The organism is Roseivivax marinus, from assembly GCF_900109705.1.
GTDB classification, from domain to species: Bacteria; Pseudomonadota; Alphaproteobacteria; order Rhodobacterales; family Rhodobacteraceae; genus Roseivivax; species Roseivivax marinus.
The window spans coordinates 64487-89875 of sequence record NZ_FOAI01000009.1; the positions used below are offsets into that span (position 1 = coordinate 64487).

The following is a 25389-nucleotide window of genomic DNA, read 5'->3' on the forward strand; positions in this document are numbered from 1 at the left end:
ATCTCGCTGCTTATGACGTGCTGCGTCGACGTTTTGGGCCGCTGGAATCACAAAGCGCGCAGTCCAAACGACGGATCGCCATCGCGTGGGCCGGCGAGGGCGCGGCTCTTGAATTGCCTCGACGATAAAGAAGTCGGGGAGCTGATCCGCACGCCGGAGCCGCTGTCGGGCATCGGCAGCAAGCAAGACCCGGACGCGAACCGCATCCCCCGAACGCAAAGGGGCGCGCCCGAAGGCGCGCCCCTTTCAAGTCAGGCCGCGTCGGCCTCTGCCGGGCCGAACCGGCCGTAGAACGACTGGTTTTTCTCTGCGAGCTCGCGCAGCAGGTCGGGGCAGGTGAACCGCGCGCCGTGCTTGTCGGTCAGCGCGTCGCAGCGCTCAGCGGCGTAGGGCGCGCCGATGATGTCGAGCCAGGACAGCGGGCCGCCCGACCACGGTGCGAAGCCCCAGCCGAGGATCGCGCCGACGTCGCCCTCGCGGATATCGAGCAGGACGTTCTCCTCCAGCGCGCGCACGGCCTCCAGCGCCTGCACGAACAGCAGGCGGTGCTGCACCTCGATCAGGTCCGGCTGCTCGTCCGCGACGGGATACTTCGCGCTCAGACCCTCCCAGAGGCCTTGGCGCTTGCCCTTCTCGTCGTAGGCGTAGAACCCCGCGTTGGACTTCCGGCCGAGGCGGCCTTCGTCTTCCATCCAGAAGATCACCTCGTCGACCGCGCTATCGGGATAGGCATCGCCCATCGCCGCGCGTGTCGCCCGCGCGATCTTGGCACCAAGATCGATCGAGGTCTCGTCCACCAGTTGCAGCGGCCCGAGCGGCATGCCGACCTGCTTGGCGGCATTCTCGATCAGGACCGGGTTCACCCCTTCGGCAACCATGCGGATGCCTTCGTTGATATAGGGGATGATGCAGCGGTTGGCGTAGAAGAAGCGCGCGTCGTTGACCACGATCGGGGTTTTCCGGATCTGGCGCACGAAATCGAGCGCCTTGGCCACGGCCCGCTCACCGGTCTCCTTGCCCTTGATGATCTCGACCAGGTTCATCTTCTCGACGGGCGAGAAGAAGTGGATGCCGATGAACTGCTCCGGCCGCTTGGAGGCCTTGGCGAGATCCGTGATCGGCAGGGTCGATGTGTTGGTGGCAAAGATCGCCTCCTCGCCGATCACCGCCTCGACCTTTTGCGTCATCTCGGCTTTGACCTTGGGGTCCTCGAACACCGCCTCGACGATCAGGTCGCAGCCCTTGAGGTCGTCCACGTCTGCCGTCGGCGTGATGAGGGAGAGGACACGCTCCTTCTTCTCCTCGGTGGCCTTCTTCTTCTGGATGCCCTTGTCCATGTAGGACGCGGTGTAGGCCTTGCCCTTCTCGGCGTTCTCGACCGACTGATCGAGCAGCACCACCTCGATCCCGGCCTGAGCCGCGACGAGGCTGATGCCCGCGCCCATCATGCCGGCACCGAGCACGCCCACGCGGCGCACGGTCTCGTCCGCCACGTCGGGCCGGTTCGCGCCCTTCTCGAGCGCCCCCTTGTTGATGAACAGCGAACGGATCATCGCGCCCGAGGACGGATTCATAAGCACGTTGGTGAACCAGCGCGCCTCGATCTTGAGCGCGGTGTCAAAGGGCACGAGCGCGCCCTCGTAGACCGCCGACAGAAGCGCCTTGGCCGCCGGGTAGACGCCCTGCGTCTTGCCGTGAACCATGGCCGAGGCGCCCACGAAGGTCATGAAGCCCGCCGGGTGGTAGGGCGCGCCGCCGGGCATCTTGTAGCCCTTCGCGTCCCACGGCTTGACGATGTCGGCGTCCTTGGCGTTCAGCACCCATTCCTTGGCCGCGGCGACCGGATCGGCCACGACCTCGTCCACGAGACCGGCCTTCTGCGCCTTGATCGGGTCGCTCAGCTTGCCCTCGAGCAGGAAGGGCGAGGCTGCCATGGCGCCCATCTTGCGCACGAGGCGGGTGGTGCCGCCGCCGCCCGGGAAGATGCCGACCATGATCTCGGGCAGGCCGATCTTGGCCTTCGGATCGGGCGTGACGAAGATGCGGTGGCACGCGAGCGGCAGCTCGAGCCCGATGCCGAGCGCGGTGCCGGGCAGGGCGGCCGCGATCGGCTTGCCGCCCTTCTGGGTCTTGGGGTCCATGCCGGCGAGCTCGATCTTGCGCAGCACGCGGTGCAGACCCATCACGCCGTCGAAGAGACCCTGCGCCGGGTTCTCGCCGGCGGCGTCCTTCATCGCCGCGATGGCGTTGAGGTCCATGCCCGCGGCGAAGCTGTCCTTGCCGGAGGTGATGACGATGCCCTTCACGGCCTCGTCCGCCAGCGCGTCGTCGATCAGACCCTCGAGGTGCTCCCCGGCCTCCATCGACAGCACGTTCATCGATTTGCCCGCGCAGTCCCAGGTGATCACGGCGACGCCGTCGGCGCCCTTGTCCATCGTGAAATCGGTCATTGTTCCTGTCTCCCTCTGGCCGCTCACACGCGCTCGATGATGGTCGCCGCACCCATGCCGGACGCGACGCACAGCGTGGCGAGACCGGTCTCGCGGTCCGCGCGCTCCATCTCGTCGAGGAGCGTGCCGATGATGATGGCGCCCGACGCGCCCAGCGGGTGGCCCATGGCGATGGCGCCGCCGTTCACGTTGAGCTTGGAGTGATCCACATCGAAGGCCTGCATGAAGCGCAGCACCACGGACGAGAACGCCTCGTTCACCTCGAAGAGATCGATGTCGGAGATCGCCATGCCGCTCTCGCGCAGGATCTTCTCGGTCGCGGGGACCGGGCCGGTCAGCATGATCGTCGGGTCGGTGCCGATCTTGGCGGTCGCACGGATACGGGCGCGCGGTTTCAGGCCATGCGCTTCGCCCCATTCCTTGGAGCCGACGAGCACGCCCGCGGCACCGTCGACGATGCCCGACGAGTTGCCGGCGTGGTGGACATGGTTGATCGCTGCAAGGTGCGGGTATTTCAGCATCGCCACCTTGTCGAAGCCGGGCATGGTCTCGCCCATGTCCTTGAAGGACGGCTTCAGCGCGCCGAGCGATTGCATGTCGGTGCCCGGGCGCATGTACTCGTCATGATCGAGGATCGGCAGACCGTTCACGTCGCGAACCACGTGGATCGACTTGGCGAACCGGCCTTCTTCCCACGCCTTGGCGGCGCGCTTCTGGCTCTCGACGGCGAAGGCATCGGCGTCGTCGCGCGAGATGCCGTACTCGGTCGCGATGATGTCGGCCGAGATGCCCTGCGGCACGAAGTAGCTGTCGAAGGCCACCGAGGGGTCCACAGCGATGGCGGCACCGTCCGACCCCATGGCCACGCGGCTCATCATCTCGACGCCACCAGCGATGTAGGCACCACCGGCGCCCGCGCGGACTTGGTTGGCGGCGAGGTTCACAGCCTCCATGCCGCTCGCGCAGAAGCGGTTGATCGAAAGGCCCGGAATGCCCTCGTCGAGCTCGGAGGCCAGCACCGCGGTGCGCGCAAGGCAGCCGCCCTGCTCGGCGACCTGGGTGGCGTTGCCCCAGATCACGTCCTCCACGGCGAGGCCGTCGAGGTTGCTGCGGTCCTTCAGCCCGTTCAGCACCTGCGCCGAGAGCGAGACGCTTGTGACCTCGTGCAGGGCGCCGTCCTTGCGGCCCTTGCCCCGCGGCGTGCGGATGGCGTCGAAAATGTAGGCGTCGGTCATGGAGCCTCCTTCACTCTTTGCCCGCCGCGGGCCAGGCGCGCGGCATCAGGTCGTAGGGGGATTGCCAGCGCGGCTGCTCGCTCAGGCGGGTCAGCCACGCGTCGATATTGGGCCAGTCGGCACGGTCGAAGCCGAAGGGCTCGGGATAGTAGAGATAGCCGCAGCAGGTCAGGTCGGCGTTGGTCACGGCGTCGCCGACGATCCAGTCGCGGCTTGAGAGATGCGCGTCGAGCACCTGGTAGGCGGCCTTGAGCCGACCCTTGGTGAACTCGATCGCCTCGGCCGGACGCTTTTCCTCGGGCAGGAAGTTCATCAGGAACCGAAGCATTCCGGCCTGTGAGCTGAGCTTGTGGTTGTCCCAGAACTGCCAGCGCAGGATCTCGCGCGCCGTGCTGGCGTCGCGCCCGCCGAACGGGCTGCCCTTCTCGACGAGATAGCCCTGGATGACGGCCGATTGAGACAGGCGCACGTCGCCGTCCACCAGCACGGGTGCCTCGCCCATCTCGTTCACGTCGCGCCGGTAGGCCGCGCCGCGCGTTTCGCCGTTGAAGAAATCGATGAACACGGGCTCCCAGTCGAACCCGCCCATCTCGAGCGCGAGCGCGGCCTTGTAGGAGTGGCCGGATTCGCCGAAGCAGTGCAGCTTTAAGGTCATGCGATGTCCTGTCGGTCGGGAAGATGGAGGGGGCGGGAGGCCTCCGGCGGGAGTATTTGGCACGAGAAGAAGCCAGGGGGCGGCTCTGCTAACCCGGCGTTAAGCCGACTTGCGCCAATGTCTCCGTGCGGTACAGGCTGGAGAGCCGATGACCGCACGAGGAGAAGCCCCGCCGGCCCGCTCGCGCTCAAGCCAGCTGCGGTGCCGGCTGGCGGGGTGGACCGGCTGCTGCCCGCGCTGCCATTCGAGGGTTCGATGAACGGTCCTTCTTCTCGTCCGAAATACTCCCGCCGGAGGCGTCCCGACCGGGACGATAATGGACCGGTTAGCGGACCGGGCGCTTTGCAGGATGTTCCCGCGAAGTGACAGCTCGTCATGTGCGCGCCCCCTCCCAAGGTCGTGCGTCAGCGCTTGCGCGCATCCAGCTCGGCGTTGAAGAGCCGGAGCCGGTGGCCGAGCGCCTCGTCGTCGGTGATCGAGTCGAAGTGTTCGAACACGAAGGACAGCGCCTCGCCCTCGTCGAGCCCGGCCTCCTGCGAGAACTTCTTGAGGCGGCGGTAGCCGTCCTCGGTCATCGCGACGGGAAAGCGGCGGGTCAGGCGGAAGCGTTTCGGCATGTGGTCCTCCTCGGGGGCGGTGGCGCCCGGACGGCTGGTCTCCGGTCCGAACGCCACCCTCCGCTCAGAAGTTCGCCGCGTCCAGTTCCATCACCGGCTCCGCGCCGCTCTCGATCCGCTTCAGAAGCGTTCCGGTCTCGGTCAGTTCGCGCGCCATGTAGTAGCGTCCGGTCGCAAGCTTGGAGGTGTAGAACGCCTCGTCCGAGGTGCCCGCCGCCAGTGCGGCCTTCGCGGCCACCGCCATCTTCGACCACATCAGGCCGAGGCAGACGTGCCCGAAGAGATGCATGAAGTCGTAGGAGCCCGACAGCGCGTTGTTCGGGGACTTCATGCCGTTCTGCATGAAATACATCGCCGCCGCCTGCAGGTCCTTCGACGCGCTCTTCAGCGGGTCGAGGAAGTCACGGTCGAGCGTCTCGTCCTGGCCCTTGTGCTCGGCCGCGAAGGATTTCACCAGCTCGAAGAAGGCCATGACGTGCTTGCCGCCGGACTGGCCCAGCTTGCGGCCCACGAGGTCGAGCGACTGGATGCCGTTGGTGCCCTCGTAGATCATCGTGATCCGGGCGTCGCGGACGAACTGCTCGAGGCCCCATTCGCGCGTGAAGCCCGAGCCGCCCAAGGTCTGCTGCGCGAGCACGGTGGTCTCGAAGCCCTTGTCGGTCAGGAAGCCCTTGATGACCGGGGTGAGCAGCGAGATCATGCCCTCCGCGTCGGCATCCTCGTTGCGGTGTGCGCGATCGATCATCTGCGCGCCCCAGAAGGTGAAGGCGCGCGCGCCCTCGACGAAGCTCTTCTGTGCCAGCAGGTTTCGGCGCACGTCGGGGTGCACGATGATCGGGTCGGCCGGGCCGTCGGGATTCTTGACGCCGGTCACGTCGCGGCCCTGGAGCCGGTCGCGGGCGAAGCCGAGCGCGTTCTGGTAGGCCACCGCGCCTTGGGCGTAGCCCTGCAGGCCAACGCCGAGGCGCGCCTCGTTCATCATTGTGAACATCGCGCGCATGCCCTTGTGCAGCTCGCCCACGAGGAAGCCCTTGGCCCCGTCGTAGTTCATCACGCAGGTGGCGTTGCCGTGGATGCCCATCTTCTCTTCGAGGCCGCCGCAGCTTACCGCGTTGCGCTCGCCGAGGCTGCCGTCCTCGTTGACCATGAACTTCGGCACGATGAAGAGCGAGATGCCCTTCACACCGTCCGGCCCGCCGGGAACCTTGGCGAGCACTAGGTGGATGATGTTCTCTGACAGGTCGTGCTCGCCTGCCGAGATCCAGATCTTGGAGCCGGTGATCGAGTAGCTGCCGTCGTCCTGCGGCTCGGCCTTGGTGCGGATCAGGCCGAGGTCGGTGCCGCAATGCGGCTCGGTCAGGTTCATGGTGCCCGACCAGATGCCGTCGATCATGTTGGGCAGGTAGGTCTGCTTCTGCGCCTCCGTGCCGTGTGCGTGGATCGCCGAGTAGGCGCCGTGGGTGAGGCCCTGGTACATGTTGAAGGCCATGTTGGAAGACACGAACATTTCGCCCACGGCGCAGTTCAGCACGTAGGGCATGCCCTGGCCGCCGTATTCGGGATCGGCGTCGAGGCCCATCCAGCCGCCCGCGCGCATCTGCTCGTACGCGTCCTTGAAGCCCTCGGGCGTGCGCACGACGCCGTTCTCCAGTGTGCAGCCCTGACGGTCACCCACCGGGTTCAGCGGCGCGAGCACGTTTTCGGAGAGCTTGCCGGCCTCTTCGAGGATCGCCGACGTGGTATCGGCGTCGAGGTCCTCGTAGCCCGGAATGTCCTGTTCGTGGACCTTCAGGACCTCGTGCAGCACGAAGGCCATGTCCTTCGTGGGTGCGGTGTAGATCGGCATGTCAGCTCTCCTCCCGTGTCAGGGTCTCACTCGGCCGCCTTCTTCGGCTGGCGCATGGAGGCGAGCATCTTCTCGCCCCACTGCATCTGTTCCTCGAGCTCGGCGATGGCGTCGTCGAGCTCCTTGCGGCGGGCGACCATCTCCTCGAGCCGCTTCTGGGCGATCTCGTAGGTCTTCGCGAGTTGCGTCGCCTGCGCGTCGCCCATGTGGTAGAGGTCGAGGAGCTGGCGGATTTCCTCCAGGCTGAAGCCGAAGCGCTTGCCGCGCAGGATCAGCTTGAGCCGGGCCCGGTCGCGCCGGCTGAAGAGCCGTTTCTGGCCCTCGCGCTGGGGAAAGATCAGCTCCTTCGCCTCGTAGAATCTCAGGGTCCGCGGCGTGACGTCGAAGGCGTCGCACATTTCGCGGATGGTCATCGTCTGGTCGGTATCTTCGGTCATTTTTGTCCTGCGCTGTCGTCGCGGAAAGCGCCGGTATTGCAGTGCCGGCCTATCGCTACAACGACGATTGACGTTTACGTAAGCTCTACGTCGCGTCACTTCTAGTTTTGACGTTGGATCATCTTTCAGAGCCCGCGGGCGGCTGCAAGTCGGCCCCCGGAAAGGTGCGCGATCACTCGCCGAGCGAGGCCGCGGTCTCGTCGCGGAGGGCGCGCAACTCGTCGCGGGCGGCGTCGAGCTGGCGGCGCTGTTCGTCGAGTTCGGCCATCTGGCGGTCGGCCAGCTTGATCCACTCGCGCATCTGCGCCTCTGTGCCTTCCTTCTCGTAGATCAGCAGCCACTGGCGGATGTCCTCGAGGCTGAAACCGAAGCGCCGGCCCCTCAGGATCAGTGTCATCCGCGCGATCTCGCGGCTGCCGTAATACCGCGACCGGCCCTGCCTCTCGGGATGCAGAAGCTCGATGTATTCGTAGTAGCGAAGCGTGCGCGGCGTCACGTCGAACTTGGCGCACATCTCCTTGAAGCTGAGGCGGGTCTCGGTCATCTGCGCTCCGGTGTCGCGGGTGGCGCAAATCTAGGGGTCCCGCGCCGCGGGAGCAACTGGAACGCGCAGCGGCGTCGCAGCGTTCGCCGCGCAGCCGAGCCTCGGGACAGGGTTGAAGCCCGCCCGGGGCGATGCGCATAACGGTCCGGACGCACGCCAGGAGCTTTCCATGACCGCCGAGAAGGACCGCATCGCGCGGCAGTTCATCGAGACGATTCCCCACTCGAAGGCGCTGAACATGCGCATCACAGAGATCGGGGACGGTTTCGCGCGGATCGAGATGCCCTACGACGAGCGGCTGGTCGGCGACCCGCAGACAGGCGTGATTCACGGCGGCGCGGTGTCGGCGCTGATGGACACGACCGGGGGCGCGGCGGTGATGAGCCATCCCGAGGCGCCCGCGGGCACCGCGACCATCGACCTGCGCATCGACTACATGCGCGCGGCCCAGCCGGGACAGACCATCGTCGCCGAGGCCAGCGTCTACCACATCACCCGCAACGTCGCCTTCGTGCGCGCCACGGCAATGGACGACGACCGCGACCGCCCCGTGGCCAGCGCCACCGGCGCCTTTACCGTGGAGCGCAAGTCATGAGCCGTCGTCAGCCCGAGCCCGTGCAGGTCGTCAAGCAGCGCCGTGACGCCGCGCTTCACGCGCTCGCGGGCGGCGTGCCCTACATCCAGTTCCTCGGCATCCAGTTCGACCGGCGCGGCGACGAGCTGACCGCGCTGCTGCCGTTCCGCGACGAGCTCATCGGCAACCCGTTCCTCCCGGCGATCCATGGCGGCGTGACGGCGGCCTTCCTGGAGGTCACGGCGGTGATCTCGCTGAGCTACCAGTGGCTCTGGGAGGACGTCGAATCGGGCGAGCTCCGGGTCGAGGAACTCGAGGCCGGCAACCTGCCGCGCCTGCCCAAGACCATCGACTTCACCGTGGACTACCTGCGGTCGGGCCTGCCGCGCGACGCCTATGCGCGGGCCCGCGTCACCCGGTCGGGACGGCGCTATGCCAGCGTGCAGGCCGAGGCGTGGCAGGACAACCGCGACCGGCCGATGGCGCAAGCCACGGCGCACTTCCTGATGCCCCGCAACGATGGCTGAGGCTGCGGCGCACGTCGCGGCGCCACGTGACGTGACCCACGGCCGGGTGCTGCGGATCGCGCTGCCCATCGTCGCCTCGAACGCCACGATCCCGATCCTCGGCGCGGTCGACACCGGCGTCGTGGGGCAGTTGGGAGAGGCCGCGCCGATCGGAGCCGTGGGCATCGGTGCGGTGATCCTGTCCGGCATCTACTGGATCTTCGGTTTCCTGCGGATGGGCACCACCGGACTTGCCGCGCAAGCCGAGGGGCAGGGCGACCGCGCCGAGGTGGCGGCAATCCTCACCCGCGTCCTCATGATCGGCCTTGCCGCCGGCACCGCCTTCATCCTGCTGCGTCCGCTGATCTTCTGGGGCGCGTTCGCCATCTCTCCGGCCAGCGAGGAGGTCGAGCGGCTGGCGCGCGGGTACATGGGCATCCGCATCTGGTCGGCGCCCGCGGCCATCGCGATCTACGGCCTTCTGGGGTGGCTCATCGCGAAAGAGCGCACAGGCGCCGTCCTCGCGCTTCAGGTCTGGATGAACGGCGTGAACATGGTGCTGGACCTCGTCTTCGTGCTGGGCTTCGGCTGGGGGGTGAACGGCGTTGCCTTCGCCACGTTCCTGTCGGAGTGGTCGGGCCTCGCGCTGGGTCTCTGGCTTTGCCGCGCGGCCTTCCGGGTGCCGGACTGGCGCGACTGGCCGCGGGTCTTCGACCGGGTCCGGCTGACGCGAATGGCGCAGGTGAACAGTGACATCCTGATCCGGTCATTGCTACTGCAGTCGATCTTCATGTCCTTCCTGCTGTTCGCCTCGGACCTCGGCGACGTCACGCTGGCGGCAACGCAGGTCCTGCTGCAGTTCCTTCAGATCGTGGCCTACGGCCTCGACGGGTTCGCCTTCGCCGCCGAGGCGATGGTGGGGCAGGCGATGGGCGCGCGGTCGGTGGCGATCCTGCGGCGTGCGTCGGTCTTGTCGTCGCTCTGGGCATTGGTGGCGTCGGTCATGTTGTCGGTGGCGTTCTGGGTGCTGGGCCCGTGGATCATCGACGTGATGGCCGAGTCAGAGGACGTGCGCGCCGCGGCGCGGCTCTACCTGCCGTGGATGGTTGCGGCGCCGGTCGTGGGGCTGGCGTCGTGGATGCTCGACGGGCTGTTCATCGGCGCCACCCGTACCGCCGACATGCGCAACATGATGGTGATCTCGGCGGCGGGCTATTTCGCCGCCGTCTTCGCGCTGATGCCGCTGATGGGCATGCACGGGCTATGGGCCGCGATGCTGCTGTCCTTCGTGTTCCGGGCGATCACCCTCGGCCTGCGCTATCCGGCCCTGGAACGGGCAGCCGCCTAAAGCGTGTCGAGCGCACGGGCGAAGGTGCCCGCGTCAACGTTGCCGCCCGAGATCGTGACGATCACGGTGTCGGCCTCGATTTCCTTGCCGTGGAACAAGGCCGCCGCCAGAGCCACCGCGCCGCCGGGCTCGGCCACGAGCTTGAGCCGCTGGAACGCCAGCCCCATGGCACGCAGTGCCTCTTCGTCCGACACCGCCAGTCCCGGCCCGCACAGCCGCGAAAGGATCGGGAAGGTCAGCCGACCCGGCGCAGGCGTCAGGATCGCATCGCAGAGGCCCTTTTCGGGTCCGCCGTGCCCGGTGATGCGGCCCGCTTCCAGCGAAAGCCGCGCGTCGTCGAAGCCCTCGGGCTCCACCGGGCGCACCCGGAACCTTGGCATCTGGTCCTCGAGCGCCAGCGCTATTCCCGAGGTCAGCCCACCGCCGCCGCAGCAGACCAGCACCTCGGCGTCCTCGATCCCGAGGGCGCGGGCGTCCGCCGCGATCTCCAGACCCGCGCTGCCCTGGCCTGCGATCACGCGCGGATCGTCGAAGGGTTTCACGAGGCTGAGGCCCCTCTCTTCGGCGAGCGCGGCCCCGAGCGCGTCGCGATCCTCCCGCCCGCGATCGTAGAGCACGACCTCCGCGCCCAATGCGCGGGTGTTGGCAATCTTCAGCGCCGGTGCGTCCGAGGGCATGATGATGATTGCGGGCACGCCGTATTCCTGCGCCGCGCGCGCCACGCCCTGCGCGTGGTTGCCGGACGAGTAGGCGATGACACCGCGCCTGCGGTCGGCCGACGGCATGGCCGACAACGCCGAGCGCGCGCCGCGATACTTGAAACTGCCGGTGTGCTGGAGGCACTCGGGCTTGACCAGCACCCGGCGTCCGGCGATCTCGTCGAGAAACGGCGAGGACAACAGCGGCGTGTGCCGCACGTATCCCGCAATACGGTCGGCAGCCGACAGGATGTCCCAGCCTGTGACGGCCTCCGGCTCGGTCCCGGTCGTTGCGCTCATCGCAGCATGTCCAGCCAGCGGTTCAGCGCGTCCAGCGCCTCGGGCTCGTCGAGGAAGGGGATATGGCCCCGGTCCGGCACCTCGGTGCGGACCATGTCGGGGCGCCGGTCGATCATCTCGGCAAAGGTCTCGGGGGACAGCAGGTTCGAGTTCGCCCCCCGGATCACGCAGAGCGGCAGGCCGGAGAGGGCGTCGAACAGAGGCCAGAGATCCGGCGCGGGCTGCGCGCCCTGTCCCAGCACCGCGTCGCGCAGCGCCGGATCGTAGGGAATGGTCAGCCCGTCCGGCCCCTCGCGGTAGAGCGCGCGGACCTCCTGCGCCCAGCGTTCGGGCGGCACGTTGGCGAAGTCGGTCATGACCTTCGGGCGCGCCTCGGCGGCTTCCTCGAAGCTCTTCCAGACCGGGTCGCGGCCGAGATAGCCGCGGATCGCGTCCATTCCGGCGGGCGCGATCACCGGGCCGACGTCGTTCAGCGCGACGCCGGTCAGCCGGTCCTTGGCCGTCGCCGCCAGCATCATCGCGATCAACCCGCCGCGCGAGGTGCCGAGCACCGCCGCGCTGTCGATCCCGAGATGGTCGAGCAGTTCCACCGCGTCGCGCGCCTCGACGGGAACGGTGTAGCTTTCGGTCGGGCCCCACTCGGACCGGCCGCGGCCGCGGTAGTCGGGCCGGATGAGCCGCACGCCGTGCAGGTGCGGGGCGACGTAGTCGAAGTCATGGTGGTCGCGGGTCAGCCCGGACAGACAAAGAAGCGGAAGGCCGTCGCCCTCGTCCTCGTAGTGCAGGGTCAGACCGTCGGAAGAGGTGAAGTCGGGCATGGTCGGGTCCGTTCGGGCGGAGGAAAGGGGATCAGGCGCCGGCGAGGCCGGGAACCTGGGTAAGGTCGGTCAGCACGTGGTCGGGGCGGTTGGGCAGGCGGTCCACCGGCGCGCCGGCACGGTTGGCCCAAACGGTGGCAAACCCGTAGCCCGCGGCGGCGGCTGCGTCCCAGCCGTTCGAGGAGACGAACAGCACCTCTGACGGGTCCGTGCCGAAGCGCTGGCCCACGAGGTCGTAGACCGCGCGGGCGGGCTTGAAGACGCCGACGCTCTCGACCGACAGAACGTCGTCGAGGTGATCGCCGATTCCGGCCGCGTCCACGGCGCTTTGCAGCATCTCTGGGTTGCCGTTCGACAGGATCGCGCAGTTCAGGCCGCCTTCCTTCAGCGCGCGCAGCATCGCGGGCACTTCCGGATAGGCGTCCAGTTCGCGGTAGAGGTCCAGAAGGCGGGCGCGCAATTCGGGGTCGCCATCGAGCCCGCGATGCTCCAGGGCCCAGTCGAGCCCGTCTTCCGTCACCTGCCAGAAGGTCGTGTGGTCGCCGGTGACCGCGCGCAGCCAGGTGTATTGCAGCTGCTTCGTGCGCCAGTCCTCGGCAAGGCCCGACAGGCGTTCGGCCAAGGCCTCGCGGCCCGGCTCGTCTGCGGCGCGGCGGGCCGCGGCGGAAACGTCGAAAAGTGTGCCGTAGGCGTCGAAGATGCAGGTGGTGATCGCCATGCGCGCGTCCTTTCGGGCCGGTGGTGGCGGTGACACTGGCACGCCGGGCTGGCAACGGAAAGGGGCGCGAGTCGGCGCGCGCGGCATCCGGCTTTCGCCCCGGCGCGGGCCGGGGTAGTCAGGCGGGCGACCGCAGGCAGGGAGGCCGCCCCCTTGAACCCGACATCCGAACCGACGAGACCCGACGCCGCTGACGATGACACCGTCCTCGCCACGCTCCGGCCCTCGGCCGCGCGCCGGTGGATGGGGGTTGGCGCGCTGGGCATCCTCGGGGCGCTGCTTCTGGGGCTCGCGCTGGCGCCCGAGGTCGCGGTTCTCTGGCGCCTCGCGCTGGCCGCGGGGGCCGTTCTGACGGCGCGCATGGCCATGACGATGGAGCGCGCGACGCGCCGGGGGCTCGTGCTGACACCTGGGGCCCTGCGCGAGGAGGGGGAGGGCGGAGAAATCCTCGCCCGCCTCTCCGACGTGCGCCGGGTCGACCGTTCGGCCTTTGCGCTGAAGCCGTCGAACGGGTTTGTCATGCTGCTCGCCGATCCCGCCCCGCGCGCCTACCGGCCGGGCCTTTGGTGGCGCATCGGGCGTCGCGTCGCGGTGGGCGGCGTGCTCTCGGGATCGGAGACGCGGGGGCTGGCCGACAGCATCGCGGTGATGATCGCCGGCACTGGTGACGGCCCGCGCGGCTGAAGCTCCGGAACCCGAGGCGGTCCCGAGGTCGGTCCCCGGCCACAGCCCGCGGCCTGGCACGGCGGGCAGGCTTCGCGTCACACCAGGTCCACTGGAATGGCGACGCCGCTGCCGATCCCCCGGGCAGATCGCGCGCGTGATCAGTTTCCGCGGCTCCGGAAACCTTTTCCGGATCGAAGTCGACACTCCGCGATACGACCCGTCAAATGCAAACGGGCCCGGCGCTGGTGGCGCCGGGCCCGTTCGCTGTCACGAGTGGATGTCGCGATCAGCTGTGGCCGTTTCTGCGACCGCGCTTGGGCTCCACGTTCTCGCCGCCGTCGACGTTGGCCGCGCACTCGTCGGATGCCTGGCCTTCGTCGTAGTTCTCGGCGTTGTTGTTGCACAGCGAGTTGCCCGGCGCATCCTGGTCGCCGTTGCCCCAGCCGTTGTTCTGGTTCGAGTTCGAGTTGCTGCCCGCGTCGAACAGCACCTGCGGCGCGAAGCGCGGCCGGGTGAACGAGTAGCTGGTGATCTCGAAGGCATCGAGACCGGCTTCGAAGGCGGGCGTGTAGTCCGTCCAGGTCTCCACGAGGATCACCTGGTCGTTGCGCGCCATCACCGGCAGCATGTCGGCCTTGTTGGTGACGTTGCCGTCGATCGGTGCGCGGGCGCCACGGCTTTCCGACCAGACGACCTGATAGTTCATCTCCTGGTTCGGCCAGCTTTTCGTCTGCTTGACCACCGAGATGCGCATGTCGGTCTTGGCGGGCTCGGAGTCGAGCATCGCCAGCACCAGTTCGTAGGTCGCGTCGATGTAGGCGTCGTCCAGCGGATCGGTCTCGCGCGAGATCATGTCGCCGACCGTGTAGTTGATCCGCTGCTCCTGGTTCGACTGGCGGGTCACGTCGTGCCAGACCCAGAAGGCGCCCATGAGCCAGAGGATGAAGGGCAGCGCCAGCATCACTTCGATGTTGATGGAGCCGTCCTCTCCCCGGTGGAACCGCGCGAGGCGGGTGTTGATCCAGTTTTTCATAGGATGTCCCTCCTCAGATCGGTTCGTGGACGAAGGCGGCCTCGGCGACCATGCGCGAATACCCGGCCTCGTCCTTCACGAAGCGCTCGCCCAGGCCCGTGGTCGGGAACAGCGGCTCGTACTTGTAGCAGGCGAGGAGGAGCATCAGTTCGTTCTCGCGGCCGTACTCGAACTGGACCACGGGCTTCACCTCGTCCTCGCTGGTCCCGCCGGAGCCGCTGGCCGTCTGATCGACGGTCATGTCCGCGCAGTGGATCGAGGTCGGAACGCCGCCCCAGTCTCGGATGTCAAGCTTGACCATCTCGAGTTCGAGGTTGCTCTCGCACTCGGGCAGAACTCCCGCGTAGTCGCAGATCTTGCCCTTGATGCTGTCGCGATCGTAGATCGTGCCGGTCCCGAGACGCAGGTCGCGGACGGTCTTGTCCATGGCATGTTCGAGCATCGTGAAGCGTGCGGTGGCGAAGCCCAGCTCGAGTCCCGATGCGACGAGCAGCATGAGGAGCGGGGCCCAGAGGGCGAAGGGAAGGACCGAGTTGCCGTCCTCTTCCTTCGCGAAGCGGCGTGCGCCGTTGATGAACGTGCCGATCATTGGATGAGCCTCAGCTGGTTGATCGCGCGGGCGATGGAGTAGAACGCGTCCTCGATCTCGAGACCCTCGACCCGGTAGAAGTGGGCCGGGGACGAGGCGCACGAGCGCATGACGTCCGCGCCGTGGTCCTGGACCTCGAAGCCGATGGACCAGATGACGATACCCTGCGCTTTGGCCGCGTCGCAGATGCGGTCCATCAGGTTGTCACCGATGCCGGCGCTGTACTTCTGGTAGTAGAACGACGACCAGTAGTAGCTGTTCACGTTCCGGCGCAGGTAATACCACAGGTTGTTGTTGGCCCAGTGCGCGACGTCGGAGTCGCTGTCGTAGGCCCAGTCCGAAAGGCGGAACGAGCGGTCGTGCTGTCCGTCGGTCATCAGCACGATTGTCTTCAGCGTGTTGTCGTCGTCCCAGTTCGCAGGGCGACCGGTGAAGGCGGCGTCGACTTTCTTGTCGGAAATCAGCTTGTTGACGAGCGGCCGGTGATCGGGGGACAGGAACGCCGTCGCCCATTTCATGCCCAGGAAAATCGAGGTGCCGGCACGCGGCTGAAGTTGTCCGATCTGGTTCTTGATCGCGGTGCCGTCCTGCGACAGCGGGCGGATACGCTCGTAGCTGTAGCGCGGACAGATCGTGTCGTCGCGCGCGTTATCGCCGAAGTAGTTGTACTGATAATGCTGGGTTTGCTCGTAGGTGACATTGGTCGCCAGGTTGGGGCTGTCGAACTGCCAGTCGTCGACTTCGAGGCAATGCGAATAGCCGTGCTTCCAGTTCACGTCGAAATAGGACGCGATGTCGGGGCCGGCGTTGACCTGCTCGGAGTAAGGGACCAGCGAGATCGAAACGAGGTCCTCGTTCTCTGCGTCGAGCACGGTGTCGATGAACGTGTCCGCCGCCGATTGGAGGTTCAGCATCTTGTTGTTGTCCGCCATCGAGCCCGAGATATCGAGCACGAGCGAAATCTCGACGTTGGCGATCCGCTCCTCGGCGCGGCTGGCGCCCTTCGAGGTGTAGTCGCGCTGGCCCAGCATCCGCGTGAACGTGGCGGTGCTGCCCAACTCGGCGGTGCCGGCGACGTCCTTGAAGTTGATGCCGACCTTGTCCTGCACGTCGGTGACGGCGTCGGGCATCGACATCTTGGTAAAGTAGTCGTGAACCACCACGTCGGGCGGCACGAGCTGCTCGAGGTCGGCCGCGGCGAGCACGGCGCGGTCGAGCGTGTTCTGAACATTCGTGCGTTTGTACTCGCGGATCATGAGGTCGATGCCGACCCCGCCGATCGCCATGAGGCCGAGTGAAACGAACATCATCAAAATGGACATCGCGCCGTCTTCATTGCGCGCGAATCTGGCTGCTCCGGACATAAGCCGGGCCTTACGCGAAATGCCCCGGGCCGGCGGTTCGGCCGAGGGCAGTCCTGGCATTTTCTGTGCCATGCCAATACCTTTCTCCCCGCCGTGCGAGGACACACCAGTCATGTTTGTCCGCGAGCAGACCCCCACATGCGCTGTCGTCGGAATGGGCTATTTCTGCACGTGTTTCCGGGCCAAATTGGGGCGCAAACCCCGCAAGATTTTGCTTTCCAAGGGCTTAACGGAAACAGAGTTGGGCAGGGCCCCGCCATTGTTCGCGGGATCCGCGATCAGGGCGCTGAATAAACCGATGTGTCCCCTTCATCTTTCCGCGCTAGGCTGCCCGGGAGGACGGCACGCGGGCCGACCGCGTGCGTCCCTGAAATTGCGGCCTTCGGGCCGGACCGGAACACGATCAGGAGCGCATCCCATGTCGCACAAGCCCCTCAACGAGCCGTCCTTCCGCGAAAGCGTGGACCTGATGTTCAACAGGGCCGTGAAGCTCCTGGACCTCTCGCCGGGCCTCGAAGAGAAGATCCGCGTGTGCAACGCCACATATACCGTCCGCTTCGGCGTCCGGCTGCGTGGCAAGATCCACACCTTTACCGGCTACCGCGCCGTGCACTCCGAGCACATGGAGCCGGTGAAGGGCGGCATCCGCTTCGCCACGTCGGTGAACCAGGACGAGGTCGAGGCGCTGGCCGCGCTGATGACCTACAAGTGCGCCTTGGTGGAGACGCCCTTCGGCGGATCGAAGGGCGGGCTCTGTGTCGATCCGCGGGAATGGGACGCCCACGAGATGGAGCAGATCACCCGTCGCTTCGCCTACGAGCTGATCAAGCGCGACCTCATCAATCCGTCGCAGAACGTGCCCGCGCCCGACATGGGCACGTCCGAGCGCGAGATGGCGTGGATCGCGGATCAGTACAACCGGATGCACACCACCGACATCAATGCCAAGGCCTGCGTCACCGGCAAGCCGCTGAATGCCGGCGGCATCGCCGGCCGGACCGAGGCCACGGGCCGCGGCGTACAATTCGCCCTGCGGGAATTCTTCCGCCACTCCGAGGACGTCGCGCGGACCGGGCTCGAGGGCAAGCTCGATGGCAAGCGGGTGATCGTGCAGGGCCTCGGCAACGTGGGATACCACGCCGCCAAGTTCCTCTCCGAGGAGGACGGCTGCAAGGTCGTTGCGGTGATCGAACGCGACGGTGCGGTGATGCGGCCGCAGGGCCTCGATGTCGAGGCGGTGCGCCAGCACATCATGGAAACGGGTGGCGTGAAGGGTTGCCCGAACGCCGACTACACCGAGCTCGGCAATTCAGTTCTCGAGCATGAATGCGACATCCTGATCCCCGCCGCGCTTGAGGGTGTCATCAACCTGTCGAACGCGCATTCCGTGCGCGCGCCGCTGATCGTCGAGGCTGCGAACGGCCCGGTCACGGCGGGCGCCGACGACATCCTGCGCCAGAAGGGCACCGTCATCATCCCCGACATGTATGCCAACGCGGGCGGCGTGACGGTGTCCTATTTCGAGTGGGTGAAGAACCTCAGCCACATCCGCTTCGGCCGGATGCAGCGGCGCCAGGAGGAGGCGCGTCACCAACTGATCGTCGACGAGCTGGAGCGGCTCGACCGCTATCTTGGCGATGCCTGGTCCATGTCGCCCGGCTTCAAGGAGAAGTATCTCAAGGGCGCGGACGAGCTGGAGCTGGTGCGCTCGGGCCTCGATGACACCATGCGGATCGCCTACCAGTCCATGCGCGAGCCCTGGCACACGCGCGAGGACGTCTCCGACCTGCGGACCGCGGCCTACATGGTCTCGATCGATCGCGTGGCGCAAAGCTACCGGGCCAAGGGGCTCTGACGCCAAGTCCCGTCAGGGACGCGCGGATCCCCGCCCATCGCGGAGTGGGCGGGGATGATATATTGACGCACACGACCTAAATCGGTCTGCAAGGGCGCCAACCGTGACACCAACCGAAACGGGAGCAGGCGATATGACTGACTGGATGAAAACCGCGGCGTGCGCCGCATTCCTGGCCGCGGCAACCGGCGGCGCAATGACCTCCGCAGCATCGGCGCAGAACGCCGAGCAATGCGCGGTGCAGGCCGACCTCGTGATGGAGGTGGTCCAGAGCCGCGGCGAGGGCCGCTCGGCAGCCGAAACCGTCGAGGCGGTGCAATCGAATCTCGAAGGCCCGCGCGCCGAGTATGCCTCGGTGGTGCCGGCCATTGCGGATTGGGTGTACACACTGCCCGAGGACCAGCTCGGCCCCGGCGTCGGCGAAAGCTGGACCGAGGCGTGCAAAGCCCGCTGAGGCCGGCCGCCTCATAGCAGACCTGAACATTACCGACCGCCCCCGGGCTCGCGCAGAGCCGGGGGCGGTCGCGCTCAGGCGGGGGTGCCGACGCTGGACGCGCCGGGCACGGCGAGGTCCTCATGGTCGTTGCGGTCCTGCACTTCGAGGAACACGCGCTGGACGTCAGGCGCTGCTTCCCTGATGCGTCGCTCGGCTTCGCTCACGACCTCTTCCAACCGGCCGGCCAGCACGTCGTCGCGGAAGTCGACGCTCAGCGCCAGCAGGATATCCGAAGGCCCGAGGTGCATGGCGCGTACCTCGTTCACCGCGATGATTTCCTCGTAGCCGTGCAGGATCTCTCGGACATTCTGCTTGATCTTGGGGTCCGCGGCTTCGCCGATCAGCAGCTCCTTGACCTCGAAGGCGAGGATCGCGGCTGTCGCGGCCAGCAGGATGCCGATCAGGATCGAGGCAGCCGCGTCGAAAATGGCCGCGCCCGTGATCCACGTCAGCAACACGCCCAAAAGCGCTATGACGATACCGGCGAGCGCGGCGGTATCCTCGCACATCACGACGAAGATCGAGGGATTCTTCAGGTCGCGAAACTCGGTCCAGAGCTTTCGCGGCCGGTTGCGGGCGTCCGAGATCAGGCCCTTGCCGTCGCGGGCCTCCTCGAATTCGCGGAACGCGACCGAGCAGGAATAGCCTTCGAACACCGCGGCGATCAGCAGAACGACGACGGCGGTAATGGGAAAGCCCTCGTTGTGGCCCTCGCCGTGCAGAATCGCGCGGATGCCCTCGTAGATCGAGAAGCCGGCGCCGAGCGAGAAGAGCAGCACGGCGACCACGAAGGCCCAGAAGTAGATTTCCTGGCCGTAGCCGAACGGGTGGGTCTCGTCGGCGGGCTTCTTCGCCCGGCGCATCCCGTAGAGCAGGCAGGCCTGGTTTCCGGTATCCACGACCGAGTGGAAGCCCTCCGCCAGCATCGCCGAGGACCCGGACAGGGCGGCCGCGATGAACTTGGTGATTGCGATCCCCGCATTGCCTGCCAGCGCTGCGAGGACCGCCGCGCGGCCTTCTTGCTGGTTCCCGTCGTCTCCGGATGTCGGTTGTCGCGATCCCATGATTGGCTCCCGTGCTTGGCGTGGGCGCCCCAGTCGTCGCGACGCTACGCTTTGACGACGCGGGCCGAACCGCATCGGTTCCCGCAACGGCGGAGCCTATCGACTCGCGCGGCGGCCGTGGTCATATAGGCGGCATGAGCCTGCCCCTCGGTTTTCTCGACGAGCTGCGCACCCGGCTGACCCTCTCCGAGGTCGTCGGGCGCAAGGTCATGTGGGATCAGCGCAAGTCCAACCGTGCCAAGGGCGACTACTGGGCGCCGTGCCCCTTCCACCAGGAAAAAAGCGCGTCCTTCCATGTGGATGACCGCAAGGGCTTCTATTACTGCTTCGGCTGTCAGGCGAAGGGCGACGCGATCGGTTTCGTGCGCGAGACCGAGAACGTGGGTTTCATGGAGGCGGTCGAGATCCTTGCCGGGGAGGCCGGGATGCAGATGCCCGCCCGCGATCCCCGCGCCAAGGAGAAGGCGGACCGCCACACCCAGCTGATCGAGGTGATGGAGGCCGCCGTCGCCTTCTTCCGCCTGCAACTCAGCCGCGGCGTCGCGGCCGAGGCACGGGCCTATCTCGACAAGCGCGGGCTCGGTCCGCAGGCGCGCGAGACATTCGAGATCGGCTTCGCCCCCGACGGCTGGCAGAACCTGTGGGATCACCTGACCGGAAAGGGCATCGCGCCGGACCTCATCATGGGCGCGGGTCTCGCCAAGGCGTCGCAGCGGGGCAGCAAGCCCTATGACGTCTTCCGCAACCGCATCATGTTCCCGATCCGCGACGGGCGGGGCCGCGCCATCGCCTTCGGCGGCCGCGCGATGGATCCCACAGACAAGGCGAAATATCTTAACTCTCCGGAAACCGAGATCTTCGACAAGGGGCGGAACCTCTACAATCTCGGTCCGGCACGTGCGGCCGCGGCCAAGGGACGGCCGCTGATCGTGGCCGAAGGCTACATGGACGTGATCGCATTGTCCGAAGGCGGGTTCGACGCGGCGGTGGCACCGCTTGGAACGGCTGTCACGGAACGGCAGCTTCAGACGCTGTGGCAGGTGGCGGACGAACCCGTCGTGGCGCTGGACGGCGACCGCGCCGGCGTCCGCGCGGCCTACCGGGTGATCGACCTCGCGCTGCCGCTCCTGACCGCAGGCAAATCCCTGCGCTTCGCGCTCATGCCCGAAGGCAAGGACCCCGACGACCTTCTGCGCGCCGAGGGACCCGAGGCGGTGGGCCGCGTGATCGAGGCGGCGATGCCGATGGTCGACCTGCTCTGGCAGCGCGAAACCGAGGGCAAGGTCTTCGACAGCCCCGAACGCCGCGCGGGCCTCGACAAGGCGCTGGCCGAGGCGGTGAGCCTCATCCCCGATCCGGGTCTCAAGCGCCACTACGAGGATGCGGTCCGCAACCTCACCTGGGAGATGACCCGCGCGCAGCGCCGGAAGGGCCGCGAGGCGGCGGGGCAGGGCGGTGGCTTCGGCAACCGCCCCTGGCGCCCCCGTGGCGCGCAGGCACCGGCCCAGCCCTCGGCCGAGACCAAGGCGTCGCTTCTGGTCACCCGCGAGGATGCGGAGCTGCACCTGCGCGAGGCGGTGATCCTGGCCGCGCTCGTTACCACGCCCGAGGTCGCCGACGCCTTCGAGGCCGCGCTCGAGGCCATGCCCTGCGCCGACCCGGTCCATGCCCGCCTGCGCGACGCCATCCTGACCGCAGATCCGCTCACCTCCGAGGCCGTGCGCGCCCGTGCCGAGGCTGCCGTGGGCGCAGAGGCTCTTGAATCCCTGCTCTCCGCGCGCCATCTAGCCGTCGTTCCCTGCCTGCGCCGGCCGGGCGACGCCGAACTGGCGCGGGTGACGGTAACCGAGGAGCTGGCCAAGCTGACTGCGGCGCTCGGACGCCGCGAGGCCGAGTCCGAGGCCGTCGAGGATCTCGATGCCCATCCCGACGAGGTAGTGACCTACAGGTTGCGGCAGGCTTCGGAAGAGATGGCCCGCGCGCAACGCGCGGTGCAGGAGGACGACATCGAATACGATGTGGGCGACAACGGCGCCCGGATCGACCGCGGCGAGCGGAATGCCTTCGCCGCGCTCATGGATACAATCCGGTTCGACAAGACGCGCAGGTAGGCGTCTTTCGCAACCAGCTAAAGAATCGCGCCGGACGGGTGTGCGAATCGCTTCATCACGCTATTGATTCGCGTTAATCGAATCGGTGAAGCACGACCGGCCCCTCGAGAGGAGAGCTTTATGGCAGCCAAGGACAACGAAGACGCCAAGCCCGAGGTGCAGGAAGAGGAAGTCTCGCTCGACATGAGCCAGGCGGCGGTCAAGAAGATGATCGCCGAGGCGAAAGAGCGCGGCTACATCACCTATGACCAGCTCAATCAGGTGCTGCCCCCCGATCAGGTGTCGTCCGACCAGATCGAGGATGTCATGTCGATGCTCTCCGAAATGGGCATCCAGGTGACCGAGGACGACGAGGAGTCCGAGGAGGAGGGCGACAAGGGCTCGACCGACCTCGTGCAGACCTCGTCCAACAAGGACGTCGCTCTCAGCTCCGGCAGCAACGAGAAACTCGACCGCACCGATGACCCGGTTCGGATGTATCTGCGCGAGATGGGCTCGGTGGAGCTTCTGTCCCGCGAGGGCGAGATCGCCATCGCAAAGCGCATCGAGGCCGGCCGGAACACGATGATCCAGGGCCTCTGCGAGAGCCCGCTGACCTTCCAGGCGATCACCATCTGGCGCGACGAACTTCTCGCGGAGGACATTCTTCTGCGCGACGTGATCGACCTCGAGACCACGTTCGGCAACCAGGTCGGCGAAGAGGGCGAGCTCGACACGCCTGTGGTGTCGTCCGAAACTGCCGGCAATGCCGAGCTGCGCAAGGAAAAACCGTCCGAGCCGGAGTACGACGCCGACGGCAATCCGATCCGCCGCGAGGAAGAGAGCGACGACGAGGAAGAGCAGGCCAACATGTCGCTGGCCGCGATGGAGGCTGCTCTCAAGCCGCGCGTGCTCGAGACGCTCGACCGCATCGCGTTGGACTACGAAGAGCTGGCCGCGATGCAGGACAACCGCATCTCGGCCACGCTGAACGAGGACGGCTCGTTCTCCGAGGCGGACGAGGGCCGGTATCAGAAGCTGCGCGGCGAGATCGTGAAGCTGGTGAACGAGCTTCACCTTCACAACAACCGCATCGAGGCGCTGATCGACCAGCTCTACGGCATCAACAAACGCATCATGGCCATCGACAGCGCCATGGTGAAGCTGGCCGACCAGGCGCGTATCAACCGCCGCGAGTTCATCGAGGCCTATCGTGGCTACGAGCTCGATCCGAACTGGATGGAGCGGATGGGCCAGAAGTCCGGCCGCGGCTGGCAGATGTTCATCGAGAAGTCGTCCGACAAGGTCGCCGACCTGCGCGGTGACATGGCCCAGATCGGCCAGTACGTGGGTCTCGACATCGGCGAGTTCCGCCGCATCGTCCAGCAGGTGCAGAAGGGCGAGAAGGAGGCCCGACAGGCCAAGAAGGAGATGGTCGAGGCCAACCTGCGCCTCGTGATCTCGATCGCAAAGAAGTACACGAACCGTGGTTTGCAGTTCTTGGACCTCATCCAGGAGGGCAATATCGGCCTGATGAAGGCGGTGGACAAATTCGAGTATCGCCGCGGCTACAAGTTCTCCACCTACGCGACGTGGTGGATCCGTCAGGCGATCACCCGCTCGATCGCGGACCAGGCGCGCACGATCCGTATTCCGGTCCACATGATCGAGACGATCAACAAGCTGGTCCGCACCGGGCGCCAGATGCTCCACGAGATCGGCCGCGAGCCGACACCCGAGGAGCTGGCCGAGAAGCTGCAGATGCCGCTCGAGAAGGTCCGCAAGGTGATGAAGATCGCCAAGGAGCCGATCTCTCTCGAGACGCCCATCGGCGACGAGGAAGACAGCCAGCTCGGCGATTTCATCGAGGACAAGAACGCGGTCCTGCCGCTCGACGCGGCGATCCAGGACAACCTCAAGGAAACGACGACCCGCGTGCTGTCGTCGCTCACCCCGCGCGAGGAACGCGTCCTGCGGATGCGCTTCGGTATCGGGATGAATACCGACCACACCCTCGAGGAAGTGGGCCAGCAGTTCAGCGTGACGCGCGAACGGATTCGCCAGATCGAGGCGAAGGCGTTGCGCAAGCTCAAGCACCCGAGCCGTTCGCGCAAGCTGCGATCTTTCCTGGACCAGTAAGCGGGGGCAGGGATGTCGCTGTTTTCGAAACTCTTCGGCGGTGGGGGCGGTCAAAAGGCTGCTCCCGCCGCCGATCCTGTCGAATACAAGGGCTTCCGGATCACGCCGGCGCCGCTTTCAGAAGAAGGCGGCTTTCGTCTGGCCGCGAAGATCGAAGGCCCGGACGGACAGGAGCATCAGCTCGTGCGCGCCGACCTGCTGCGAGACCGGGACGAGGCCGAGGCCGCCTCGGTCGCCAAGGCGCAGCAGCTGATCGACCAGATGGGCGTGCGCCTCTTCGACTGAGCCGCCGGCGTCACTCCGCGCTGCGGAAGTAGCGCCACGTCACCTTCAGTATGTAGAACACGAGGGCCGCACCCGCGACCACGAGGGGTCCGTGTGCGGACCAGACATGCCCCCAGACATACGTGACCAGAAGCGCGATCTTGCGACCGATTGTGACGAGCAGGATGCCCCAGATCATCGCAGAGCAGAACGTGATCGGCAGATAGGTCCGGCTTCGGATACCGGTGGCAGTGGCGATCAGCACCGGGGCGATGAAGCGCGCACCGGGGATGAACCGGAATACCGCGCAAAGGACCCGAGGTCGTCCTGCGAAGCGCCGGGTCATGCGCTGGGCCCACGGATGGGACAAAGCCCTCAGAACCCGCGGGTGTGATCGGAAATACCGTGCGCCGTAATAGGTGGCGAGGTCCGTCGTCCAGCCGCCCGCGGCGGCCGCCAGTATCGCCCCCCAGAGAGGAAAGAGGCCTTTGCCCGCCAGCACGCCCGCGGTGATCGCGACCGTGTCGCCCTCAAGCGCGCAACCGAGCCAGACGAAGATCAGCCCGTATTCCGAGACCAGTTGCTCGATATCCGTGTCCTCCTCGGCGCGTCGTCCCGATTGACGTCGCCGGTGCTCTCGCTAGCTTCCCGGCCATGCCTGATTTTCGCACGACCTGCCAGATCCACGCCGCGGTGCTTGCCGCGCTCTTCGCCGTTTACATGCTGTTGCCGGGACTTTCGTTCCTTGCCTTCGACATAACGGCCACGCCCGAGGCCCGCTTCGTCGCGCGTCGCACCTCGATCATGCTGCTTGGCTTGGCGGTCATGGTTTTTCTCCTGCGCGGCGTGCCGCCCTCGGTGGCGCGGCAGGCGGTCGTGCTCGGCATGATCGTCGTCTGGGGCGGTCTTGCGGTCTTTGGCGTGGTGGCTCTGATGCGTGGGGTGATTGGCTGGACGTCAATCGGCACGATCGTGGTGGAGGCCGTGCTCGCGCTTCTATTCGTTCCCCACCTGCGGTCGCGTCCACGCGACGACGTCTGATCGGCCGGGCGGGGCGGTTGCGCCCCACCCGCCAGCGTCGTC

25 protein-coding genes are annotated in these 25389 nt (G+C 66.9%); 10 read left to right on the plus strand and 15 right to left on the minus strand.

Annotated features, from left to right (window positions below; translation table 11 throughout):
• Positions 1-251: 251 nt before the first annotated feature.
• From BMX29_RS12470 to BMX29_RS12500, 7 genes are all read right to left on the minus strand, one after another.
• Positions 252-2450 (minus strand): 3-hydroxyacyl-CoA dehydrogenase NAD-binding domain-containing protein, encoded by a 2199-nt coding sequence (locus BMX29_RS12470; RefSeq protein WP_092813283.1) that lies wholly within the window; start codon positions 2448-2450, stop codon positions 252-254.
• 23 nt (positions 2451-2473) lie between these two features.
• Positions 2474-3685: an acetyl-CoA C-acetyltransferase gene (locus BMX29_RS12475; RefSeq protein ID WP_092813286.1), complete on the minus strand. Its 1212-nt coding sequence runs from the start codon at positions 3683-3685 to the stop codon at positions 2474-2476.
• Between the two features lie 10 nt (positions 3686-3695).
• Entirely contained in the window at positions 3696-4340 is a 645-nt protein-coding gene (locus BMX29_RS12480; RefSeq protein WP_092813289.1) for a glutathione S-transferase family protein, read from the minus strand.
• 404 nt (positions 4341-4744) lie between these two features.
• Positions 4745-4957: a hypothetical protein gene (locus BMX29_RS12485; RefSeq protein ID WP_043845987.1), complete on the minus strand. Its 213-nt coding sequence runs from the start codon at positions 4955-4957 to the stop codon at positions 4745-4747.
• 64 nt (positions 4958-5021) lie between these two features.
• Positions 5022-6803, minus strand: coding sequence for an acyl-CoA dehydrogenase (locus BMX29_RS12490; protein ID WP_092813292.1), 1782 nt, complete (start codon positions 6801-6803; stop codon positions 5022-5024).
• 26 nt (positions 6804-6829) lie between these two features.
• A complete protein-coding gene (locus BMX29_RS12495; RefSeq protein WP_092813295.1) occupies positions 6830-7240 on the minus strand; it encodes a MerR family transcriptional regulator in 411 nt (136 codons plus the stop codon).
• 172 nt (positions 7241-7412) lie between these two features.
• Positions 7413-7784, minus strand: a complete 372-nt coding sequence (locus BMX29_RS12500) for a MerR family transcriptional regulator (protein ID WP_092813298.1) — start codon at positions 7782-7784, stop codon at positions 7413-7415.
• A gap of 169 nt (positions 7785-7953) precedes the next feature.
• On the opposite strand from BMX29_RS12500, the gene BMX29_RS12505 reads away from it, so the two are divergent.
• The 3 genes from BMX29_RS12505 to BMX29_RS12515 are packed head-to-tail and all read left to right on the plus strand — an operon-like array spanning position 7954 to position 10212.
• Complete coding sequence (locus tag BMX29_RS12505) at positions 7954-8379, plus strand: PaaI family thioesterase (protein WP_043845805.1); 426 nt, start codon at positions 7954-7956, stop codon at positions 8377-8379.
• A complete protein-coding gene (locus tag BMX29_RS12510) occupies positions 8376-8885 on the plus strand; it encodes a PaaI family thioesterase (protein WP_092813301.1) in 510 nt (169 codons plus the stop codon). Before BMX29_RS12505 ends, BMX29_RS12510 begins: the two co-directional genes overlap by 4 nt.
• On the plus strand, positions 8878-10212 hold the full coding sequence (locus tag BMX29_RS12515; protein ID WP_092813304.1) for an MATE family efflux transporter: 1335 nt from the start codon (positions 8878-8880) through the stop codon (positions 10210-10212). The genes BMX29_RS12510 and BMX29_RS12515 overlap by 8 nt, the downstream gene beginning before the upstream one ends.
• Here the strand turns inward: BMX29_RS12515 and BMX29_RS12520 are convergent.
• The 3 genes from BMX29_RS12520 to BMX29_RS12530 are packed head-to-tail and all read right to left on the minus strand — an operon-like array spanning position 10209 to position 12746.
• Positions 10209-11210: a threonine ammonia-lyase gene (locus tag BMX29_RS12520; protein WP_092813307.1), complete on the minus strand. Its 1002-nt coding sequence runs from the start codon at positions 11208-11210 to the stop codon at positions 10209-10211. The two genes, BMX29_RS12515 and BMX29_RS12520, sit on opposite strands and share 4 nt — an antisense overlap.
• Positions 11207-12028, minus strand: coding sequence for an alpha/beta fold hydrolase (locus BMX29_RS12525; RefSeq protein WP_092813310.1), 822 nt, complete (start codon positions 12026-12028; stop codon positions 11207-11209). Before BMX29_RS12525 ends, BMX29_RS12520 begins: the two co-directional genes overlap by 4 nt.
• Before the next feature lie 31 nt (positions 12029-12059).
• A complete protein-coding gene (locus tag BMX29_RS12530) occupies positions 12060-12746 on the minus strand; it encodes a haloacid dehalogenase type II (protein ID WP_092813313.1) in 687 nt (228 codons plus the stop codon).
• Positions 12747-12899: 153 nt separating this feature from the next.
• On the opposite strand from BMX29_RS12530, the gene BMX29_RS12535 reads away from it, so the two are divergent.
• On the plus strand, positions 12900-13430 hold the full coding sequence (locus BMX29_RS12535; protein ID WP_244889228.1) for a hypothetical protein: 531 nt from the start codon (positions 12900-12902) through the stop codon (positions 13428-13430).
• Positions 13431-13698: 268 nt separating this feature from the next.
• Here the strand turns inward: BMX29_RS12535 and BMX29_RS12540 are convergent, their stop codons facing one another.
• Genes BMX29_RS12540 through BMX29_RS12550 form a run of 3 tightly spaced genes read right to left on the minus strand, consistent with a single transcriptional unit; the run spans position 13699 to position 16356 of the window.
• On the minus strand, positions 13699-14445 hold the full coding sequence (locus tag BMX29_RS12540; RefSeq protein ID WP_092813316.1) for a TadE/TadG family type IV pilus assembly protein: 747 nt from the start codon (positions 14443-14445) through the stop codon (positions 13699-13701).
• 13 nt (positions 14446-14458) lie between these two features.
• The gene (locus tag BMX29_RS12545; protein ID WP_043845817.1) at positions 14459-15034 is read right to left on the minus strand and encodes a TadE/TadG family type IV pilus assembly protein; all 576 of its coding nucleotides are present in this window, start codon (positions 15032-15034) and stop codon (positions 14459-14461) included.
• Entirely contained in the window at positions 15031-16356 is a 1326-nt protein-coding gene (locus BMX29_RS12550; protein WP_244889229.1) for a TadE/TadG family type IV pilus assembly protein, read from the minus strand. Before BMX29_RS12550 ends, BMX29_RS12545 begins: the two co-directional genes overlap by 4 nt.
• Before the next feature lie 460 nt (positions 16357-16816).
• On the opposite strand from BMX29_RS12550, the gene BMX29_RS12555 reads away from it, so the two are divergent.
• Complete coding sequence (locus BMX29_RS12555; protein WP_043845821.1) at positions 16817-18253, plus strand: Glu/Leu/Phe/Val family dehydrogenase; 1437 nt, start codon at positions 16817-16819, stop codon at positions 18251-18253.
• A gap of 133 nt (positions 18254-18386) precedes the next feature.
• Complete coding sequence (locus tag BMX29_RS12560) at positions 18387-18707, plus strand: hypothetical protein (RefSeq protein ID WP_092813319.1); 321 nt, start codon at positions 18387-18389, stop codon at positions 18705-18707.
• Between the two features lie 74 nt (positions 18708-18781).
• Here BMX29_RS12560 and BMX29_RS12565 read toward each other — a convergent pair whose 3' ends face one another.
• Positions 18782-19813, minus strand: coding sequence for a cation diffusion facilitator family transporter (locus BMX29_RS12565; protein WP_092813322.1), 1032 nt, complete (start codon positions 19811-19813; stop codon positions 18782-18784).
• A gap of 134 nt (positions 19814-19947) precedes the next feature.
• Between BMX29_RS12565 and dnaG the strand changes: the two genes are divergently transcribed.
• From dnaG to BMX29_RS12580, 3 genes are all read left to right on the plus strand, one after another.
• A complete protein-coding gene (gene dnaG, locus BMX29_RS12570; RefSeq protein WP_092813325.1) occupies positions 19948-21924 on the plus strand; it encodes a DNA primase in 1977 nt (658 codons plus the stop codon).
• Positions 21925-22044: 120 nt separating this feature from the next.
• Positions 22045-24042: an RNA polymerase sigma factor RpoD gene (gene rpoD / locus BMX29_RS12575; protein WP_092813327.1), complete on the plus strand. Its 1998-nt coding sequence runs from the start codon at positions 22045-22047 to the stop codon at positions 24040-24042.
• Between the two features lie 12 nt (positions 24043-24054).
• Positions 24055-24327 (plus strand): HlyU family transcriptional regulator, encoded by a 273-nt coding sequence (locus tag BMX29_RS12580; RefSeq protein WP_092813330.1) that lies wholly within the window; start codon positions 24055-24057, stop codon positions 24325-24327.
• A 10-nt stretch (positions 24328-24337) separates the two neighbouring features.
• Here BMX29_RS12580 and BMX29_RS12585 read toward each other — a convergent pair whose 3' ends face one another.
• Entirely contained in the window at positions 24338-24895 is a 558-nt protein-coding gene (locus BMX29_RS12585) for a VTT domain-containing protein (protein WP_081749815.1), read from the minus strand.
• A gap of 65 nt (positions 24896-24960) precedes the next feature.
• Between BMX29_RS12585 and BMX29_RS12590 the strand changes: the two genes are divergently transcribed.
• Positions 24961-25347, plus strand: a complete 387-nt coding sequence (locus BMX29_RS12590) for a hypothetical protein (protein WP_092813333.1) — start codon at positions 24961-24963, stop codon at positions 25345-25347.
• Positions 25348-25389 lie beyond the last annotated feature (42 nt).

Excerpts from the sequence above, each read along its gene's own strand:
- BMX29_RS12475 (WP_092813286.1), bottom strand. The coding sequence starts at position 3,685 with ATGACCGACGCCTACATTTTCGACGCCATCCGCACGCCGCGGGGCAAG.
- BMX29_RS12515 (WP_092813304.1), top strand. The coding sequence starts at position 8,878 with ATGGCTGAGGCTGCGGCGCACGTCGCGGCGCCACGTGACGTGACCCAC.
- BMX29_RS12505 (WP_043845805.1), top strand. The coding sequence starts at position 7,954 with ATGACCGCCGAGAAGGACCGCATCGCGCGGCAGTTCATCGAGACGATT.
- BMX29_RS12480 (WP_092813289.1), bottom strand. The coding sequence starts at position 4,340 with ATGACCTTAAAGCTGCACTGCTTCGGCGAATCCGGCCACTCCTACAAG.
- BMX29_RS12555 (WP_043845821.1), top strand. The coding sequence starts at position 16,817 with ATGTCGCACAAGCCCCTCAACGAGCCGTCCTTCCGCGAAAGCGTGGAC.
- dnaG (WP_092813325.1), top strand. The coding sequence starts at position 19,948 with ATGAGCCTGCCCCTCGGTTTTCTCGACGAGCTGCGCACCCGGCTGACC.
- BMX29_RS12525 (WP_092813310.1), bottom strand. The coding sequence starts at position 12,028 with ATGCCCGACTTCACCTCTTCCGACGGTCTGACCCTGCACTACGAGGAC.
- BMX29_RS12590 (WP_092813333.1), top strand. The coding sequence starts at position 24,961 with ATGCCTGATTTTCGCACGACCTGCCAGATCCACGCCGCGGTGCTTGCC.
- BMX29_RS12495 (WP_092813295.1), bottom strand. The coding sequence starts at position 7,240 with ATGACCGAAGATACCGACCAGACGATGACCATCCGCGAAATGTGCGAC.
- BMX29_RS12530 (WP_092813313.1), bottom strand. The coding sequence starts at position 12,746 with ATGGCGATCACCACCTGCATCTTCGACGCCTACGGCACACTTTTCGAC.
- BMX29_RS12500 (WP_092813298.1), bottom strand. The coding sequence starts at position 7,784 with ATGACCGAGACCCGCCTCAGCTTCAAGGAGATGTGCGCCAAGTTCGAC.
- BMX29_RS12580 (WP_092813330.1), top strand. The coding sequence starts at position 24,055 with ATGTCGCTGTTTTCGAAACTCTTCGGCGGTGGGGGCGGTCAAAAGGCT.
- BMX29_RS12485 (WP_043845987.1), bottom strand. The coding sequence starts at position 4,957 with ATGCCGAAACGCTTCCGCCTGACCCGCCGCTTTCCCGTCGCGATGACC.
- BMX29_RS12560 (WP_092813319.1), top strand. The coding sequence starts at position 18,387 with ATGACTGACTGGATGAAAACCGCGGCGTGCGCCGCATTCCTGGCCGCG.
- BMX29_RS12565 (WP_092813322.1), bottom strand. The coding sequence starts at position 19,813 with ATGGGATCGCGACAACCGACATCCGGAGACGACGGGAACCAGCAAGAA.
- BMX29_RS12490 (WP_092813292.1), bottom strand. The coding sequence starts at position 6,803 with ATGCCGATCTACACCGCACCCACGAAGGACATGGCCTTCGTGCTGCAC.
- BMX29_RS12520 (WP_092813307.1), bottom strand. The coding sequence starts at position 11,210 with ATGAGCGCAACGACCGGGACCGAGCCGGAGGCCGTCACAGGCTGGGAC.
- BMX29_RS12545 (WP_043845817.1), bottom strand. The coding sequence starts at position 15,034 with ATGATCGGCACGTTCATCAACGGCGCACGCCGCTTCGCGAAGGAAGAG.
- BMX29_RS12540 (WP_092813316.1), bottom strand. The coding sequence starts at position 14,445 with ATGAAAAACTGGATCAACACCCGCCTCGCGCGGTTCCACCGGGGAGAG.
- BMX29_RS12470 (WP_092813283.1), bottom strand. The coding sequence starts at position 2,450 with ATGACCGATTTCACGATGGACAAGGGCGCCGACGGCGTCGCCGTGATC.
- BMX29_RS12510 (WP_092813301.1), top strand. The coding sequence starts at position 8,376 with ATGAGCCGTCGTCAGCCCGAGCCCGTGCAGGTCGTCAAGCAGCGCCGT.
- BMX29_RS12550 (WP_244889229.1), bottom strand. The coding sequence starts at position 16,356 with ATGTCCATTTTGATGATGTTCGTTTCACTCGGCCTCATGGCGATCGGC.
- rpoD (WP_092813327.1), top strand. The coding sequence starts at position 22,045 with ATGGCAGCCAAGGACAACGAAGACGCCAAGCCCGAGGTGCAGGAAGAG.